At 56.7% G+C, this 16,176-nt stretch carries 21 protein-coding genes; 15 read left to right on the top strand and 6 right to left on the bottom strand.

The annotated features are described in order from the left end of the window. The first annotated feature begins 37 nt into the window (after positions 1 to 37). The 6 genes from brxL to KYK14_RS01885 all read left to right on the top strand — a co-directional run bounded on the left by brxL (position 38) and on the right by KYK14_RS01885 (position 8,960). Positions 38 to 1,471: a BREX system Lon protease-like protein BrxL gene (gene brxL / locus KYK14_RS01910; protein ID WP_219156485.1), complete on the top strand. Its 1,434-nt coding sequence runs from the start codon at positions 38 to 40 to the stop codon at positions 1,469 to 1,471. Further along, entirely contained in the window at positions 1,468 to 2,625 is a 1,158-nt protein-coding gene (locus KYK14_RS01905) for a cysteine desulfurase family protein (protein WP_219156483.1), read from the top strand. Before brxL ends, KYK14_RS01905 begins: the two co-directional genes overlap by 4 nt. Positions 2,626 to 2,726: 101 nt before the next feature. Further along, on the top strand, positions 2,727 to 3,197 hold the full coding sequence (locus tag KYK14_RS01900; protein ID WP_219156481.1) for a DUF4231 domain-containing protein: 471 nt from the start codon (positions 2,727 to 2,729) through the stop codon (positions 3,195 to 3,197). 92 nt (positions 3,198 to 3,289) lie between these two features. Continuing rightward, complete coding sequence (locus tag KYK14_RS01895) at positions 3,290 to 4,291, top strand: type IV toxin-antitoxin system AbiEi family antitoxin (RefSeq protein ID WP_219156479.1); 1,002 nt, start codon at positions 3,290 to 3,292, stop codon at positions 4,289 to 4,291. Continuing rightward, entirely contained in the window at positions 4,263 to 5,162 is a 900-nt protein-coding gene (locus tag KYK14_RS01890; RefSeq protein ID WP_219156477.1) for a nucleotidyl transferase AbiEii/AbiGii toxin family protein, read from the top strand. Before KYK14_RS01895 ends, KYK14_RS01890 begins: the two co-directional genes overlap by 29 nt. A 33-nt stretch (positions 5,163 to 5,195) precedes the next feature. After that, entirely contained in the window at positions 5,196 to 8,960 is a 3,765-nt protein-coding gene (locus tag KYK14_RS01885) for an ATP-binding protein (RefSeq protein ID WP_219156475.1), read from the top strand. Here the strand turns inward: KYK14_RS01885 and KYK14_RS01880 are convergent. Further along, positions 8,957 to 9,574, bottom strand: coding sequence for a hypothetical protein (locus tag KYK14_RS01880; RefSeq protein ID WP_219156473.1), 618 nt, complete (start codon positions 9,572 to 9,574; stop codon positions 8,957 to 8,959). The genes KYK14_RS01885 and KYK14_RS01880 overlap by 4 nt on opposite strands. A 360-nt stretch (positions 9,575 to 9,934) precedes the next feature. On the opposite strand from KYK14_RS01880, the gene KYK14_RS01875 reads away from it, so the two are divergent. Beyond that, a complete protein-coding gene (locus KYK14_RS01875; protein WP_219156472.1) occupies positions 9,935 to 10,396 on the top strand; it encodes a LexA family protein in 462 nt (153 codons plus the stop codon). A 176-nt stretch (positions 10,397 to 10,572) separates the two neighbouring features. On the opposite strand, the gene KYK14_RS01870 is transcribed toward KYK14_RS01875, so the two are convergent. The 5 genes from KYK14_RS01870 to KYK14_RS01850 form a co-directional block, all read right to left on the bottom strand. Next, a complete protein-coding gene (locus KYK14_RS01870; RefSeq protein ID WP_219156470.1) occupies positions 10,573 to 11,034 on the bottom strand; it encodes a M15 family metallopeptidase in 462 nt (153 codons plus the stop codon). 1 nt (position 11,035) lies between these two features. Then, complete coding sequence (locus KYK14_RS01865) at positions 11,036 to 11,287, bottom strand: hypothetical protein (protein WP_219156468.1); 252 nt, start codon at positions 11,285 to 11,287, stop codon at positions 11,036 to 11,038. A gap of 57 nt (positions 11,288 to 11,344) precedes the next feature. Next, the gene (locus KYK14_RS01860; RefSeq protein ID WP_219156466.1) at positions 11,345 to 11,644 is read right to left on the bottom strand and encodes a hypothetical protein; all 300 of its coding nucleotides are present in this window, start codon (positions 11,642 to 11,644) and stop codon (positions 11,345 to 11,347) included. A 451-nt stretch (positions 11,645 to 12,095) separates the two neighbouring features. Next, the gene (locus KYK14_RS01855; RefSeq protein ID WP_219156464.1) at positions 12,096 to 12,554 is read right to left on the bottom strand and encodes a hypothetical protein; all 459 of its coding nucleotides are present in this window, start codon (positions 12,552 to 12,554) and stop codon (positions 12,096 to 12,098) included. 214 nt (positions 12,555 to 12,768) lie between these two features. Next, positions 12,769 to 13,128 (bottom strand): SLOG family protein, encoded by a 360-nt coding sequence (locus KYK14_RS01850; RefSeq protein ID WP_219156462.1) that lies wholly within the window; start codon positions 13,126 to 13,128, stop codon positions 12,769 to 12,771. 202 nt (positions 13,129 to 13,330) lie between these two features. On the opposite strand from KYK14_RS01850, the gene KYK14_RS01845 reads away from it, so the two are divergent. From KYK14_RS01845 to KYK14_RS01810, 8 genes are read left to right on the top strand one after another with little or no spacing between them, the layout of a single operon-like run. Beyond that, complete coding sequence (locus KYK14_RS01845; RefSeq protein WP_219156460.1) at positions 13,331 to 13,636, top strand: hypothetical protein; 306 nt, start codon at positions 13,331 to 13,333, stop codon at positions 13,634 to 13,636. Beyond that, on the top strand, positions 13,629 to 13,913 hold the full coding sequence (locus KYK14_RS01840) for a hypothetical protein (RefSeq protein ID WP_219156458.1): 285 nt from the start codon (positions 13,629 to 13,631) through the stop codon (positions 13,911 to 13,913). The genes KYK14_RS01845 and KYK14_RS01840 overlap by 8 nt, the downstream gene beginning before the upstream one ends. Before the next feature lie 12 nt (positions 13,914 to 13,925). Further along, the gene (locus KYK14_RS01835; protein ID WP_219156456.1) at positions 13,926 to 14,234 is read left to right on the top strand and encodes a DUF7447 family protein; all 309 of its coding nucleotides are present in this window, start codon (positions 13,926 to 13,928) and stop codon (positions 14,232 to 14,234) included. Then, positions 14,231 to 14,530, top strand: coding sequence for a hypothetical protein (locus tag KYK14_RS01830; protein WP_219156454.1), 300 nt, complete (start codon positions 14,231 to 14,233; stop codon positions 14,528 to 14,530). Before KYK14_RS01835 ends, KYK14_RS01830 begins: the two co-directional genes overlap by 4 nt. Before the next feature lie 10 nt (positions 14,531 to 14,540). Continuing rightward, positions 14,541 to 14,723: a SymE family type I addiction module toxin gene (locus KYK14_RS01825; RefSeq protein WP_219156452.1), complete on the top strand. Its 183-nt coding sequence runs from the start codon at positions 14,541 to 14,543 to the stop codon at positions 14,721 to 14,723. Positions 14,724 to 14,774: 51 nt separating this feature from the next. Then, the gene (locus tag KYK14_RS01820; RefSeq protein WP_219156450.1) at positions 14,775 to 15,089 is read left to right on the top strand and encodes a DUF3846 domain-containing protein; all 315 of its coding nucleotides are present in this window, start codon (positions 14,775 to 14,777) and stop codon (positions 15,087 to 15,089) included. Between the two features lie 3 nt (positions 15,090 to 15,092). Next, on the top strand, positions 15,093 to 15,398 hold the full coding sequence (locus KYK14_RS01815) for a hypothetical protein (protein ID WP_219156448.1): 306 nt from the start codon (positions 15,093 to 15,095) through the stop codon (positions 15,396 to 15,398). A 57-nt stretch (positions 15,399 to 15,455) separates the two neighbouring features. Next, on the top strand, positions 15,456 to 16,133 hold the full coding sequence (locus tag KYK14_RS01810) for a hypothetical protein (RefSeq protein WP_246601636.1): 678 nt from the start codon (positions 15,456 to 15,458) through the stop codon (positions 16,131 to 16,133). The last annotated feature ends 43 nt before the right edge of the window (positions 16,134 to 16,176 follow it).

The following is a 16,176-nucleotide window of genomic DNA, read 5'->3' as shown; positions in this document are numbered from 1 at the left end:
GCGATGGTCGGCCATTAATTCTGCTAATTGCCACAACATGGAAACCCTAGAAGATAAAATAGACCGGGTATTCACAAACGCTGCCATTGATAAACGCCGCTTAGCGGCTTCGGGCCTCAAAAATAGAGGGGTGCCTGGCTATGTAGCCGAGTGGGTACTCGAAACGGTAGTACCTGGTTCAGGGGAGCTGAGCCCTGCTGATGCCAATAAGGTACAGGATTGGGCTTCTCGTGTTATTCCTAAAGCTGATGAAGGCAATGCTATTCGTAATCGATTATTAGCGGGCGAGCGGGTAAAAATCCTTACCCGTGTGCAGATCGATGTAACACTAGGCCAAGCTAAAGCGGTACGTAATGCCCGCTTAGCGATGATTGGTATCTTTGACGGCCGCATTGGAGAAGATATAATCACGCAAAATCCGCAGCTTCTCAAGCACGGTATGTGGGGGGTTGTTGAACTTGTTTATCTGGCTGGGCAAGGGGTTGTTATTACTAGCTTCCGACCTATGCAGGCCGAAGCAAACCTAGCTGACTGGTATATGGCTAGGGCCCAGTTTACGATTGAAGAGTGGCGTGCTGTGCTGTTGCGCTCCATGGGTTACAACCCTGATTTTTACACTCCCGACCAGCAAATGCTGGTATTAGCTCGTCTGCTACCCTTGGTACAGAAACACGCTCACTTAATTGAATTGGCTCCTCGTGGTACCGGTAAGAGTTATGTATACGAGAATATTTCACCACAAGTGCGCCTTATCAGTGGTGGTAATGTATCGCCAGCTGTACTATTCGTCAATAACACTAATGGACAAGGTGGCCTGCTTACTCGATACGCTGTTGTAGTACTTGATGAGGTACAAACCCTCAAATTTGAGAGCCCTGCGGAAATTGTTGGCGGCCTCAAAGGTTACATGGCTAATGGCCGAGTCACTCGCGGTGGTCTGCATGAGTTTGCATCCGATTGCAGTTTCGTAATGTTAGCAAATATTACACTTGACTCTCAGTCCAACCCTAAGAATGACCCTATTACGCAAGAATTGCCTGCTTTCTTACAGGAAACAGCATTTATGGAGCGTATTAAAGGTATTATACCAGGTTGGCAAATTCCCAAACTCGAACAGAATAGTTTCGCCCTCGGGTTTGGGTTAAAAGCAGACTATTTCGGAGATATTTTGGTCTCATTACGTGACCAGCATAGTATTTCTGATACTTATTGTGCTCGTCACGTTGATTTAGGCGGTCGTGCTTATCATCGTAATAAGGAAGCCGTCATGACGCTAGCTAGCGGTTACATGAAGTTGCTTTTCCCTCACACTGAACCAACACAAGCCGAGTTCTATACACATTGTCTGAATCCGGCTATTCGGCTTCGTCAAGGAGTATGGAAGCTACTTTATGACCAAGGAGGGGAATATAAGAAGTTTGACCGCATTATTGTGCCTGTATTGACTGAGCACCCTGCTTCTGCCGAATGATTTATCTTGACCACCATGCTACCACTCCCTGCGACCCACTCGTGGTGGAAGCCATGTTGCCCTACTTTGCAGAGCATTTTGGCAATCCATCCTCAGCCCACGCTGCTGGCACCCGCACCGCCGACGCTGTGCAACAAGCCCGTGAGCAGATAGCAGCTTTAGTTGGAGCACAACCTGGTGAGGTTATTTTTACCAGCGGCGCCACCGAGGCCAACAATCTAGCTCTATTAGGCTATGCACGTGCTGCTCGCGCTACTAGCTCCCGTCGCCGCATCGTCATTTCGGCTATTGAGCACAAAGCCGTTAGCAACCCCGCCAAGCAGCTCGCCCGCGAAGGATTTGAAATAGTTGTACTACCGGTAGACGCCCAAGGTACCGTGGAATTAGACGCCGCTGCCGAAGCCATTACTCTTGACACACTCTTAGTATCAATCCACGCCGCCAACAGTGAAATTGGTACAATTCAACCTATTGCCAAGCTAGCTGAGCTAGCTCATGCTGCTGGCGCATTGCTGCACACCGATGCTGCTCAAGCTGTTGGTAAAATACCCGTCGACATGCTAGCCTGGGGGGGCGATATGCTGTCTATCAGCGGCCACAAACTCTATGGCCCTCAAGGTATAGGCGCTCTAGTTGTGCGCCATCCTCGTCGCACCCAACTCGAACCTCTTGGTTACGGTGGTGGTCAGGAACGCGGCTGGCGCCCAGGTACACTCAACGTGCCGGGCATCGTAGGCCTCGGAGCCGCCTGTGCCCGTTGTGCCGAGCTACTATCCACCGAAGTTCTACGTCTCGCTGCTTTACGCAACGGGCTTGAATCCAATATTATAGCTGCTATTCCAGAGGCTCACCGCAATGGAAACCTACAAAACCGCCTGCCCCACAACTCCAGTCTCACCTTTCCCGGTATCGAAGCCGACGCTCTATTAGCCCGGCTCCCTACCTTAGCTCTCAGCACCGGCTCCGCCTGCGACGCTGGCACCATCGAACCTTCCGCTACGCTGCTTGCCCTGGGTCTTTCCCGCGACGATGCCCGTGCTACTGTAAGAGTAGGGCTGGGAAGATTCAGTACCCAAGAACAAATCTCAATAGCTAGCAATATGATTGTTGAGCAAGCTAAGATCTTGGCTAAAGCTTTTGGGTGTTCTGTATAATGATTATAGTTTGTTAATCAATTAGTTGCGGCGATATTTGCTAAAAAATGTTGAGTGTTAAGAGATAATGATTTACTTGCATATATCATAGCATTATTTAGATGACAGAAGCAGAAAAGCTGGCAAGAGAGTGGCACAACAGGGTTCTAGTTGCTCTTACGGCTCATTACGACTCGGCTAGACATTACAATCGCCTCAACTATTGGCTTGGCATACCTGCATTGGTGTTGACAACAATAGTAGGAACTACGGTCTTTGCTAATATTGATAACACTGCAAGTAAATCTGCAAAGATCTTTACTGGCTTACTTGGTATCGCTGCGGCCATTCTTAGTGCACTTCAGACTTTTCTCAAGCATTCTGAAAAAGCTGAGCAATGCAAGGCAATGGCTGCTAGGTACAGCTCTATTGGGAAGGAGTTGGAAGTAGCGCTTACGGATACTGCAGCAATAGATAAGACGTTTCTTGAGCAGATAAGGGTTAAGCTAGATCAAGCTGACAAAGAAGCCCCTAGTATTCCTGGCTGGATACGTGATGCAGCACGCAACAAGTATCGGAAGAAACAAAGTTGACGGTCTTGGGAGTATTCCACTTGTCTACTTTTATTATCTTGTCTACACAAAATAGACAAGTGGAAAAAGATAGACAAGAAACAGCGCCGCCCTTGCTTACTCAGGTTAAGGCAGCACTAAAAAATAGACTAGGTAAGAAGCTGCCTATCCGAACCACCACGGACGGGCCGCATCAGCATACCCTTACCATCGGTAAACAGGCTACCTTCACCGTCGAGGCGAAAGATACCTATCTGCGAAAGGTCACCCCGCTACTCGCCCTGCATCCGCATCCACCCGGCCGCCCGTGGTTACTCCTGTTACCCTATGTAACCCAAGAAGTAGGGGAGGAGCTACGCCGCCAAGGCCTGTGCTATGCCGACGCCGCCGGCAACGCCTGGCTTCACCATCCCGACGCCGACCTATTCGTGCTAATCCAGGGCCAGCCCAAGCCCAAAAAGTCCAAGCCCGAAGCCGACCCCGCCCACGGCCGCGCCTTCCGCAAAAGCGGTTTGCGCGTGCTCTTCCACCTGCTCACCGAACCCGAACTGTTTCGTCAGCCCTACCGCGCCATTGCCACCCGCACTGATACGCCCGTGGCCACGGTAGGTCTCGTCATGCGCGACCTGATCCAGCAAGGCTACCTGCTAGACGAAGAGCCGCGCCAACTCCTGCGCTTCGACAAGCTGGTCCGTCGCTGGGTCGAAGGCTACGGTGATACACTGCGGCCGCGCCTCTCCACCCAACGTTACCGCTGGGCCACGCCCGACGCGGCCACTGGTGGCTGGCAGCAACTGCCTTTGGGCGCCGATACGTACTGGGGCGGCGAGCCAGCCGCAGCGCTGCTGCTCGATGGCTATTTGCTTCCCGAGTTCTTCACGCTCTACAGCACCGCCACCCGGCCCGCCCTCATGCGCCAACTACGGCTCGTTCCAGATCCTACCGGCCCGGTAGAGGTGCTGGCCCCCTTCGACGACCGCCTAAACTTCACCAACCCGACTAGCCCCTGCGTGCCGCCGCTGCTGGTCTACGCCGACCTACTACTCAGCGGCGACGCTCGCAACCGCGAAGTGGCCGAGAAACTCTATGCTCGATATATCCACCATCCCGCCTGAGCGGCGCTTCCCTAGCGGTCTGGAGCAGGTACTACCCGCCCTTACCCGCGGCCTGCAGCACCTGGACCTGAACTTCTTTCTGGTCGGCGCCGTCGCCCGCGACTTGTGGCTGGATGCCACCCTCGAAGCCGGCCCTCGGCGCCGCACCAAGGATATTGATCTAGCTGTGTTCGTTGCCGACCAAGCAGAGTACGAGCATCTGCGCGACTGGCTGACCACGCACGAGCAGTTTCACGCCCCCGCCAGCAGCGCCTTTTGCCTTATCCACCAGCCCACCGGCGTACAAGTCGACCTCATGCCCTTCGGTGGTATTGCCGATGCCGAGGGTCGGGTACAGGTAGCTGGGCAAGGCCTTACCCGAATATCTGTGGTAGGCCTTGCCGAAGTACTGACCCAAACCGAACCCGTCAAAGTCACCGATGAGCTTACCTGGCAGGCCGTGACCCTACCAGGCTTGGTTGGCCTTAAACTGCTAGCCTGGGACGACCGCCCCGAGCAGCGTGGCAAAGACGGCTCCGACATACGCCTAATCCTGGAGCACTTCCACGAGCTTATCACCGACGATATTTTCACCCGCCATTACGACCTGCTGGAGTCCATGGATACTGCCGCCGGCTCCGATTTGATGCTCTTGGTGGGCATCCAGGTACTAGGCCAGGAACTGCAGGCATTGGTGGCCACGTCACCTCCACTGCACGACCGGTTCCAAACCATCCTCCGCACCGAACTACAGCAGCATACTGCCAGTCGGCTGGCATTGACCATGGCCCAGCCCCTAAGCGTCGCAGACCGTACGGCCCCCTCCGTTACGCAATGCCTAGGCTGGCTGCAAGCGCTGCTGCGAGGCCTTCAGCCTGAAACCGTGGCGTAATCACCCTTAGTCGTCATAGCAATCAGTTATTATATGTCTACCATCTCCTTTATCGAAGCCAAGCTACTCACCCTCAGTCCTGCCGCCTTCCAGAAGCTTGGTGATGCGTACTTATCGCGCTTTCGCGGCTGGCGCATTCAATCGTGGGGAGCCATGGTAGGGGCCGATAAGGACCGTACTGGCGTCCCTGATTCTCATTGTCTGCTTCCCGACAGCCGCTTTATTTTTCTAGCGTACACCACCGCTGATCAGGGTCTGCCTGCCAAACTCGCTAAAGATCTAACCGACTGCATCACGCGCACGCAACCTACCATCCAGCCGCAGCAAGTAGAGCGCATTTGTTTGGTATTCAATCGTCGGTGTGCTGCTGAAACGGTAGCAGCTCTGCACGAGCAAGCTCGTGTGGCACACTACCGTCTCGAACTGATAAACGTCGACGATATAGTTCGTTACATTCTAGAGTATCCCGCTTTGGCTGCTGAACTTATCGGCCTCGACCTCGGCAGCGGCCAGCTAGTGCACGCCCCCGACTTTATCAGCATTCATCAGCGCCAGGTAGGTACTACCCACTTCACCGAAACCCTATTTGGCCGTGACGCTGAACAAGCTGAGTTACAAGCTGGACTCGACAACACCGATTTAGTTCTAGTAACTGGCCCTGCCGGCGTCGGCAAAACCCAACTCGTGCTAACCGTAGCGCAGGCCTGGTGCGCCGCTCAGCCCGATCAGCGCCAGCTTTATTTTGTCTTTGATAAGAAGTCCCCCGACTTCATTCGGGAACTGCAATTCGCGCTACGCCCCGGCCAGCAGGTGATAGTAGTCGCCGACGATGCCAACCGCGTCAGTCCTTATTTCAATGCCCTGCTTGCCGAGCAGCTGACCCGGCCCGCCGGCACCCTCAAAATCATTGCTACCGTGCGCGACTATGCCCGCGACAGTGTAGCCAAAGCCGCCGAGAAGAATCCGCACACTACCCTTGAGTTGAAGCCTTTATCAGATGAGGCTATTCAGGAACTGGTAGCGGCCGAGCCGTATTGCATCCGCAACGGCGACTACGTTCAACGTATCCAGCAACTCAGCGCCGGCCGCCCCCGTCTGGCTATCATGTCGGCCCAGGCTGCCCGCGAAGCCGAGCGTATTTATCGGCTGCACAATATCTACGACATCTACGAAGGGTATTTTGGCCCCGTACTCGATGACTTGACCGCCCGTCAAAATCCGTTTCTCGGGCAGGTATTGGCTCTTATTTATTTCTTCCGCGTGGTTCATCAAGACCACGACGAAATAGCCCGTCAAATAGAAACTGCCTTCGGTATCAACCCCGATCAGTTCTGGCAAGCCGTCCAAGAGCTGCACGAAGCCGAATTAGTGGATTTGCACGAGGGCCGTATCGTCAAAACCGCTGACCAGATTCTCGGCAGCTTTGTCTTCTATCGACTTTTCTTCTCCGAGCGCCCCCAACTATCTTACTCGCAGCTGTTGCATCACTTCTTTCCCCAGCAACAGCGTCGCGTAGTCGATACTCTCAACGGCTGCATCAACGATTTCGGCATCGATACCATCCGGCCCCGGATTCAGAAAGCGGTAGGGGAGTGGCTTGCCCAGCCCGACTTGTCCTTTGAAAACCGTTGGGACCTGTATCATGTCTTCTGGCCTTTCCTTATTAGTCAGATTCTAACAGAGGCCAAGTCGTTGCTGGCTGCGCAGCCCTGGCCCGCCTTCGATGTCGCTACCTATCCCGTTCCCGAACGTAACAACCATTCCTATTTCCAGGAAAATCCGCTTTACGTCGTACTTAAAGACCTCTGCGACCACGCTCTGGATGAACTGCCTACGGCCCTTCGCTTATTTATTGAGTTTACCGCAAAGCATCCAGACCACTTTCCAAAAGCACTCGAATTTCTCCGCTCCATTGCCCACTTCGACGGTTATAAGTATCGGCATCAGGGGCTCTACGTTCAGGAAACAGTAGTCAAAGTACTCACCATTGGCGCTAATTCTGCGTCTCACGCTGCGTTTTATCAGTGGCTCATTGCACACATCGTCCCGCCCTGTTTAGCTACCGTTTTCAACAGTATTCGTCCTAGTTATAAGCCAAATACGGTCAGCTTCGCCAACGATGAACTACCTCAGAAAGGCAAACGCCTCGAAGCGTGGCGCGACTCACTTTGGCAATTGCTGTTTCGCCTTTACCCCACGCACTCTAGCTTAGTACTTGAAGGTATTAACACCTATCTGAGTCAGCGTCACGACGGGGAAAATAGTCTGAAGTGGCGGCAGTGGGATGCCGACCGCCTCATTCCGTTCTTCGCTGACAACCTCGATCCGGCCAGTTTTGCCCATTGTCACCTCGTTAACCAATATAGCAATTGGCTTGAAGGCCGCATTCAGCATCCGCAACTCAAACCGCTGCGTCGCCAATTCAATTCAGCTTTATTCCGGCTCTACAATTTGCTGGCCTACGATCAGCCTTACAAGAAATTTTCTGAATCAAGGATTGATACAATTTACGATGATGAAAAGCGTGCCGCATATATCCGTATCCGCACCAAGCTGCTGCAGTACAAAAGTTTCGTAGCCTACGCTCGCTTAATTGACCAGTATCAGGAGCTTTACGCGAAATTACCCATCACATCTAACGGCTACCCTAGTGAGGGTGAACAGCTTGATAATTCATTTGCTGAACTTATCCATGAGTTATTTGAACGTGACCCTAGTCTTGCTAAGAAAGCTATTGTCTACTTACTTCAGACAGGCAATTCAACAGGTGCCGTCCCTTGGAAAACAATTCAAGCACTGGCACAGCAGCACGAGTTAGAAGCCAATTATTCTTTAATTAGCCAGGAAGAATATCGGGCGAAGGCAACTTGGCAACTACTTTTTTTGAAGCACCTACCCGCCGACCAGGTTTCTGTCCGCTGGTTGCAGGAATTAATGCAGGTATTTCAGAGCGGCATTGTTGATTTCAACTTTTACAATCTTACTCATTTTGAAGATATTGCTCCAACATTATATCCTGACCTGCTAACTATCGGCTTGAAAATCGTCGAGCAGAACCCATCAGCTTATTTATGCTATGGGGTTATTAAATCGTTCGGACGTTTTTTCTCCAATGAGCAACAGACTCTTCTTGAGCGCTACTACCAGTGGTGGAACAACCGCACAAACCATTACGATTGGAGTTGTAAGGAACTAGCCATCTTGGTCAATCGTCGTCCCGGGTTTCTTCTTGAAGTATTTAACAGCGAAAATTATCATGAGCGCCGGCCGCTTACATTTCTTTGGGAAGAAGAGCGCTACAGTGAACTGCTTCCAGAACTTTTAGCTGTACTAGATCAGCTTCCAGATTGGATGCCCCGCAGCAACTTTATCAAATCCTTGTTTCCGAAAGAAGCCAGTGCCCAGCAAAAGGAACATATGCTTCATTTCATCACAGATACTATTCGGGCAAAGCCTGACACAAAGCTTACGAGACAGTTATTTAAAGCTGTTCGGGAAAGTCAGCCCGAACAGTTGATGCACATGCTCGAACTGATTTTCCAAACCTATCCCGATAACCCCAATCAACTGTTTCAGCATCTCAGCCTGTTTCCTTCAATGCGAACTAGTGGCGGCAGTTGGATTCCTGTTCACGAAGCGGATAAAGAGGTGTGGGAGCAAGTCATCCAAACTATTGACCGCCAGGAGCCGCAAACCTTCGAACTGCTAGACTACCGACAATGTGCCCTACGTCAGATCGGCTACTTAAACCAGCAAATCACCGACGAAGCCGCCCGCAACTTCGCCGACCCATACTAACCCGGGTACAATTTCCGCAGCAGCTCCTTCTGCTGATAATCACTCATCCCCCACGCCTCACGTGGCCATCTATCTTCGAAAAGGGCCCGAGCCAGCAGGTGAGCAAAATAAGCGTCATAATATCCTGGCTGAAGTGTTATGTGAATCAGGGTTTTATCCTGTAAATACTCATGCGTAACGCGGCTAACATAAAACGTTCCCTCACGAGCAAAGGCACTCAAAAACCATAATTCCACTTCCTCCCCAACCCGCGGCGTTACTGTCAGCCGGCATCTGACCTCAACTATTTCCTCCTGGCCTTTTACATAAAACACGTGCTCGATATCAGGAAACCGTAGCACATCCGCATCCGTCGCAATCAGCGCCATAAAATCTGCATAAAGCAAATCCAACCACCGCCGATATACCGCCGCACTAATTCCCAACTGCTGCTGAATAGCCTTGCCCGTCGGACGCTTTTCCTCCGTGTCCGTTACCAGAATCAATTTTATTAAAGGCACATATGTCTTCCCATTCTGCTGCATCTTCAGCAGTACCGGTTTCACCAGCGTCAGGTTGTAAAGCATCTTTGATGCTTCTAGGGGTTCCTTTGGCAATTCTACAGGTCGTTTCATGCCTCAAAATACACCGTTGCGCTGAAGGCATCCGACAACCCTTGCCAAGCGCTTACTCCCTACCGCATGCCCTCGCAAGAGTACCGGTTCTGTCCCATTCGAGTAGTACAGCACCTACAAGACGCCTACCGCTAAAACTCCGATTTGCTTCATAACGCTTCATAAGAAAAGCTGCTTGATTGCGTGCACGGGCACTTTCTAACCCCGAAAGCAGCCCATATGCAGCATAAGCATTCATAAACTGGCATGGTGCAGTACCCCTATTTCACTTATAAAACTAAATTAGTTAGATTGAATATTGCCAACATAATTAGTATTTACTGCGTTATTTACAACCCCATTGTTCTGTCACCTTACCGTATGCCCGCTATGTATACCGTTGATATTCTGCATGTTATTCAGGAACCCGCCTGGCTCATGTACTGCGAAACCCCTGTTCCAGCCGGCGTCCCCATCCCGCCCGAGAGTTACCGCGGCCCCAGCATCGACCTCAACAAGCTACTGCTACCCCACCCGCACTCTACCTACCTGGCCCGCGTCAACGGCGACAGCATGGACGGCCCGCCTTCCTACATCCGCGACGGCGCCTTTATGACCATCGACTGCTCCCTCAAACCCGAGCCCGGCCACCTCGTCGTAGCCGCCCTCGACGGCGAGTTCACCGTCAAGCGCCTCGAAAAGCGCGGCTCCACGTTCTGGCTCATCCCCGACAACCCCAACCACCAACCCATCGACCTCAGCCTCCAGGGCAAAAACTTCGAGGTGTGGGGCGTCGTCACGCACGTCATTACCGACATGGTAGGCCGCCCCCGTCGCCTCTGAAATTCTCCAGACACTGTCTGGAAAATTCCGGTGCAAGCATTCTGCAGACAGCGTCTGCAGAATTGCCGCTCACACAATTCTCTCGACACTGCTGAGAGAATTGTTCAGCCCAGTTTATATCAGCCCAATGCGTTTCAAACAAAAGAGAAAAGGTAGCTGGAAGGCTACCTTTTCCTTTATACCTCAAAATGCGGCCTATCCTTGAATCCTGGCCAGTCACCGCCCCACCGTACCCGCACGTCGGCGGCCTTCATCAGCCGGGCAAACTTGCTCAGCAGCACCCCCGACCACACCACTGACCCATCGGCCAGCAGAAATGCCACGTCCAACGCCCGGCTCGGTAGGGAGTTGTGCTTCGATTCACCCCCGCGCTTGTACGTCACAATCGGCCCCGGTGCGCTCCGGCCGCGGGCGTACAGCTTATCCTGCTCCTCCGCCGACCGGTGGCCTTCCGTCACAATCGGCAACCCGAGCAGGCGCAGCGCCGGGTCGCCCGACCAACGGCGCAGGGCCACCTGGTAGGCGTCCACCAACTCTGGACACACGTTCAGCAGCCGCTTGGCCTGCCGAATCTTCTGCTCCACCGTGAGTCGGGGCGCCACCCGCCCCCGCACGGTATACACTGCGGCCTCTTCCATGCTATTGGGTGCCAGCGTCCCCCGCCGACTGGTCATGTGGTTCCGCCGTTTTCGGCTCCACCGTCAGCGCCGACAGCCCCGCCGTCAACGACCCAACCAGCACCAGGTACCCAGCCGCCGTCAGCACGGCCGCCGGCAACGCTACCGGCGCCGTCACTATCACCAGGCCCAGCCCGCCCACGGCCTTACCCACGGCACTCACCTTGCGCCAAAACTTCGGCGAAGGCAGCGCCACCCGGTCAAGAATGCTCATTTTCTTGCAGTTAGTCATCAGTAGAAAAGGCTAAAGGTTGATTGGAAAGGGTAGGGGCTAGGGCAGCGGCTTCTGCGCATCTGCTACCGGCGTGCCCTCCGCGTCCGACAACGCCGACTCCGGCACCACCACCGGCACCGCGGCCACCGGCAGCTTCACCACGGCTTCAGGCTTCTGCAGCGCCTTGCGCACCGTAGCCCAAATCGTCACGACTGCCACCAGCACCTGTATCAGCAGATGCCCATACAACTCCACTACGTGCGGATTCGGCGGCGTCAACTCCTGCGTCACCACTTGCCCCGCCAACGCGGTACTCAGAATATGCACCAAGTGCCCGGCTTTCGTTTGCGCAAACATGATTTCGTAAGTAAGTAGATTAAACATGCTATTTTATATAAAATTACGAATCAACTCTGAATAATGATTTGTCTTTTGTGATGTTGTATGTAATTGTATTTTTTTGGCGCATCCCCAGCCCTTCGCTCCGCTACGGGCCGGGGTCGGGCTATCCAGGGCTCCGCTTCGCTCCGGTGCTGCGCACAGCTCCCGTTGGTCGCTCCCTTCCTATCCCTTGCGCACTCCCCCAGTCACTAATCGATTCTCCCGTTCTCCCGAAGCACCCCCCCCAACGGGCAAGGCCGCGCCCCCAAAAAGGCGCCGCCTGTCCCTACCGAAACCCCGCCCGGCCCGCCCGTCGCCTGCATTTCCTGCACTCCCTTCGCGCCGTTGCGCGCCGCTTCGTTGCGGGCTCCGGCTTCGCCTGCACCCTCCACTGCGCTCTGCTCCACTTCGCTCCCGGTCGTTTCGGTCATTCCGGCACCGGGCCAGCCTCCACCCACCCGCCAGCCGATACAGTTGTGGCTCCCGTTGCCTCATCCAGCGCAACGGCCCGCCTTCCGTTGGTCGGCCAGCCGCCGCTACCGAGGCCCGCCCGGCCCCGCGGCCTCCACGGGCAGCACCCGCCCACCGCACCACGCCCACGCTCCCCAGCCGCACCCCGTTCCGGCCGCCCGGCCTCTCCCCACCGCCCCGATACCACAGCTGCTCCCGTGACCTTCCGACACAACCCTGACGCCCGCCCACCGCACCGCGCCCGTGCCGCACGGGGCCGAAAAAAGCCCCGCGCCGCCCGTGCGCCCCACACGAGCCCACCGCCCCGGCGCCAGCGGCTGCCAACCTCCCGCACTACCCCACGCCGCCCAGCCACCCGCGCCTCTTCCCACCGCACAATAAGGCCCGCTCCGCAGAAGGTTTGTCTGGGGAGCACCCCAGGCCCCCGCTACCATGCCCCGGCTGACGCCCGGTCATCTTCCTCGGGTTCCGCAGCCTCCCGCTGGTCGGCCACTACACCCTCATAAGGTGCCCTTCGGGCCGGTCTATTGGGGGCGCTCAAGGCCACCCCCCAAACCCCCCGGCCGAGGCATTCAGTCGTTCGGTAGGGTCGACCGCCCGGCACCGGTCGGCGTCCGGGGCCGTGGTCGTCAGTCCAGCGGCAGCAACTCGCAGGGGCGGCCCAGCCGCCGCGCCGCCCGCAGGGTGCTCAGCGTGCCCTTGCTGCGGCCGTCCCACACCACTAGCACCAGGGCAGCCCGGCGCACTATCTCGGCGTTGCGCACGTGGGGCGCGGCTGTGGGGCCGTGGGTGGCATAGTCGGGGCGCAGTTCCAGCAGCGGCACGCCGTGGGTGCGCGCCCACTCGGCCGCCAGGGTATCCACCCCCGTCGCGCCACCGCTCACCACTTGCACCGGCTCCAACTCGGCTAGGCGGCGCACCAGAGCTGTGCAGCTTTTCACGCTCCGGCTGCCTACTACTGCTACTATCAAATTATTGTATTTTATCATGTTGTAATATATAAAATATTCTTATCTTTTTATATCATTTATTATACAAAATTTCACTTGTTATTTCTTATAAATTATAATAAGTTAGAAATAAGTAGTATATTTATATAAGAAATGGGAGAGGCCCGTTTCCTATTGCACCTGCGGCGCGTGCAGGGCCCGGCCCGCGCTGCAAGGCACCCACCGACTAACACATACAGTCATGTTCACCGCTTTAGAATTTTCGCAGTTTGCTACTTCTGTCTGGGCGGGCCCCGCCGCCGCTAGCATTGCCTGCGTGGAGCACTACACTGCTCCCAGTGGCCACAAGGCCACCACCTACACCATTTCCTACCACGCCGGCGAGGTCTGCCATTACGGCCGTGCCGAGTGCCCCTTCCAGGCCGCCGCGCTGGCCGTGGCGCACTTCGCCACTACCCAGCCCCAGCACGTTGCGCTGTCGGCCATCCACCACTGCCGCCGCATCATTGAGGCGTACCAGGCGGAGTTGTCGGGCTGCCATGTATAGCACGGCCCCCACCTTGCCCGCCGCCCCTGCACCGGGGGCGGCGCTGGCAGTGCGCCAGCAGTTGGCCCGCACGCAGTCCGCGCTGTTTGATGCCCGCGCCGCGCTGCTGGCCTTGCGCGACGATTACACCGACGACGCCCCCGGCTGCTTTGCCCGCCTGCGGGCGGCCATCCTGCACCACCGGGCCGCCCGTGCCGCCTATGCCGCCGCCGCTGCGGCTTTTCACGCCAGCCCCGAGGGGCAGCGCCTGCACCGTCTCCGTTCCCGCTCTTTTTAATGCTTCGCTACCGTGTCTACTATTTACGACCTCGCCCTCATCAAAGCCGCCCACCAGAACCACGGCGGCCACTTCTTCAGCGCCGGCGCGCTGCGCTTCTTCCGCTCCCGCATCAGCGAGAAGGTGTACCAGGGCCCCGGCGGCATCTACTTCGTCACCTCCGAGCAGTTTGACGAGCGCAGCCCACGCCTCTATACCGTGCGCTGCTTCCAGCCGCAAAGCCGCGGCATTGATACCATCGGCCTGTTCCAGCAGCACACCACTGGCAGGCGGGCACACGCCGAAGCGGCCCGCCTGGCCGCCCAACTGCCGCAGCCGTGAGCACCACCGCCCCGCAGGCAGGCCGCTGGTATGTGGCCTGCCTGTACGCCGGCAACGCCGGCTGGGCTGTGGTGCGCGACGTGGCCCAGCCCGGCACCCGCTTCGGCGGCCCCGGCCACTACCAACAGGAGGCTGCCCCCGGCCGCTACGTCAGCCAGCACCTGGCCCAGCGCGTGGCCGACGAGTTGAACAGCCCGCCCAAGCCCATCCGCCTACGCTCCGCCGACCGCTACGGAGAGCTGCCCGGCCCAGGCGACGCAGACTACTACCACCCGTCACCCTGGGATTTGAAATAAACTAACTGCTATGTCTACCACTACCCCGCGCTACCTGAAAGTAGCCGCGCACTACAAACGCCTGCATCCGCGCCTGGCCATCACCTCCCTGCTCACGCTGCGCGGCGACTGGCTGGCCGCTGCTGGTTTTCTGCCCGGCGCCACGGCTACGGTCGGAATCCAGGCCGGCCGCCTCATCATCACTGCTAACTAGTCTACCCACCGGCCCGCGCCGCTGAGGCGCGGGCCATTACTGCCCGCTACTATGTCCGAAACCGCTACCGCATATCAGCCACATTTGCTCGACCCGCACAGCGCCGAGCCCCAGCCCGTCAGTCCCCGCAACGGCCGTAGCTTCAAGCTGGCCGAACTCTACGAACTGCTCGACTGCCAAACCGTCGACGTGGTGCGCCTCACCGACGAGTTGATTCTCATCATCGACGACGAGGGCAAGTTCCGCACCCCCTGCTACCTGAATCTGCTGGCTACCTACTTATGGTACCAGTACCAGCCCGAAGCGTGGGGCGTCGACAGTATTGTGGGCCGAGCCATTCTCTGCCACGACAGGCAATTCCGCTAGGCCATGTGCAAGTCACTTGCCCCCGTCTGCCGCGGGCTGTTGCGCCCGGTACCGGGCAGCCCACTTGGCCCGGCTACCTACCTGCTATTGTTCCGGCGCCCCGGCTGCCCCCACGCGTTGCTGCTGCTCGGGCAGCGGGCCGAATGCCTACGCGCCGCCCTGCGCGAGACCATCCGCGACATCCACCACTCCCAGGACTGCCACGAACATCCCACCGGCGCAGCCGACCCCGAGGAAGGCGGCGAGGCCTTCTACGAGCCGCCGCCCGCCTGGGCGCCGGAAGACTTCTACGACGATACCGATTATTAACGGCCACCGGGGGGCGGGCCGACAACCGGCCCCCATTTCTTCTTTCACTTACTCATTATGTCCAAACAAGCACAAACCACCGTCAACCCCGTCTCAACTGCTGAACCCGCCACCACCGACGTGGCCATCACCCGCCCGGCCTACCTCCTCGACAAGGTAGACGAGGCCACCGGAGAAGTGCAGCAAGTACCGTGCTTCAAGTACTTACCCGGCCACCCGCGCCAGATTCGTTTCGATGCCAAAGCCGGCCAGTTCAACATCGGCGGCACTACGCCGTTGGGTTATTCGCTGAGCTTCGTCCCGCTGGCCTGGCGTATCTTCCAGGACGACATTCTCAACATGGGCCGCAAGCTCTGGGCCGAGCTGTTCTACGCCGACGATAAGGGCGCCATCTGCGCCGTGCTCTTTCACGGCTACTCGGTCGAAAACCTCTACCGCCTCATCGAGCCGCTGTTCTACGACGACCTCACCCTGGCCGACGTGGTGGTAAAGGTGCAGGCCAGCAAGAAGGAAACCACCAAGGACGGCAAGAAGGCTACCTACTACATTGCCGAGTTCAGCTACGAGCCGGCCGACGCGCAGGAGGTAGCCGCCCGCGGCGACTTTGCCCGCGACTTTCCCATCTGGCGCGCCGAAACCTACACCGGTGCGGCCGACGTGCGCATCCAGCACGCCTACACTGCTCCCGAGCCCGAGGCCACTTCGGAAGACGTCAACGCTTCACAAGCCGCCTAAGCCCACCGGCCCCCGACCCACCAGTAGGGGAGGGGGCCACCCG

Origin of the sequence: Hymenobacter profundi (assembly GCF_019334315.1) — a bacterium.
Taxonomy (GTDB): Bacteria; Bacteroidota; Bacteroidia; order Cytophagales; family Hymenobacteraceae; genus Hymenobacter; species Hymenobacter profundi.
This window is presented reverse-complemented; position numbering and strand designations above follow the sequence as displayed.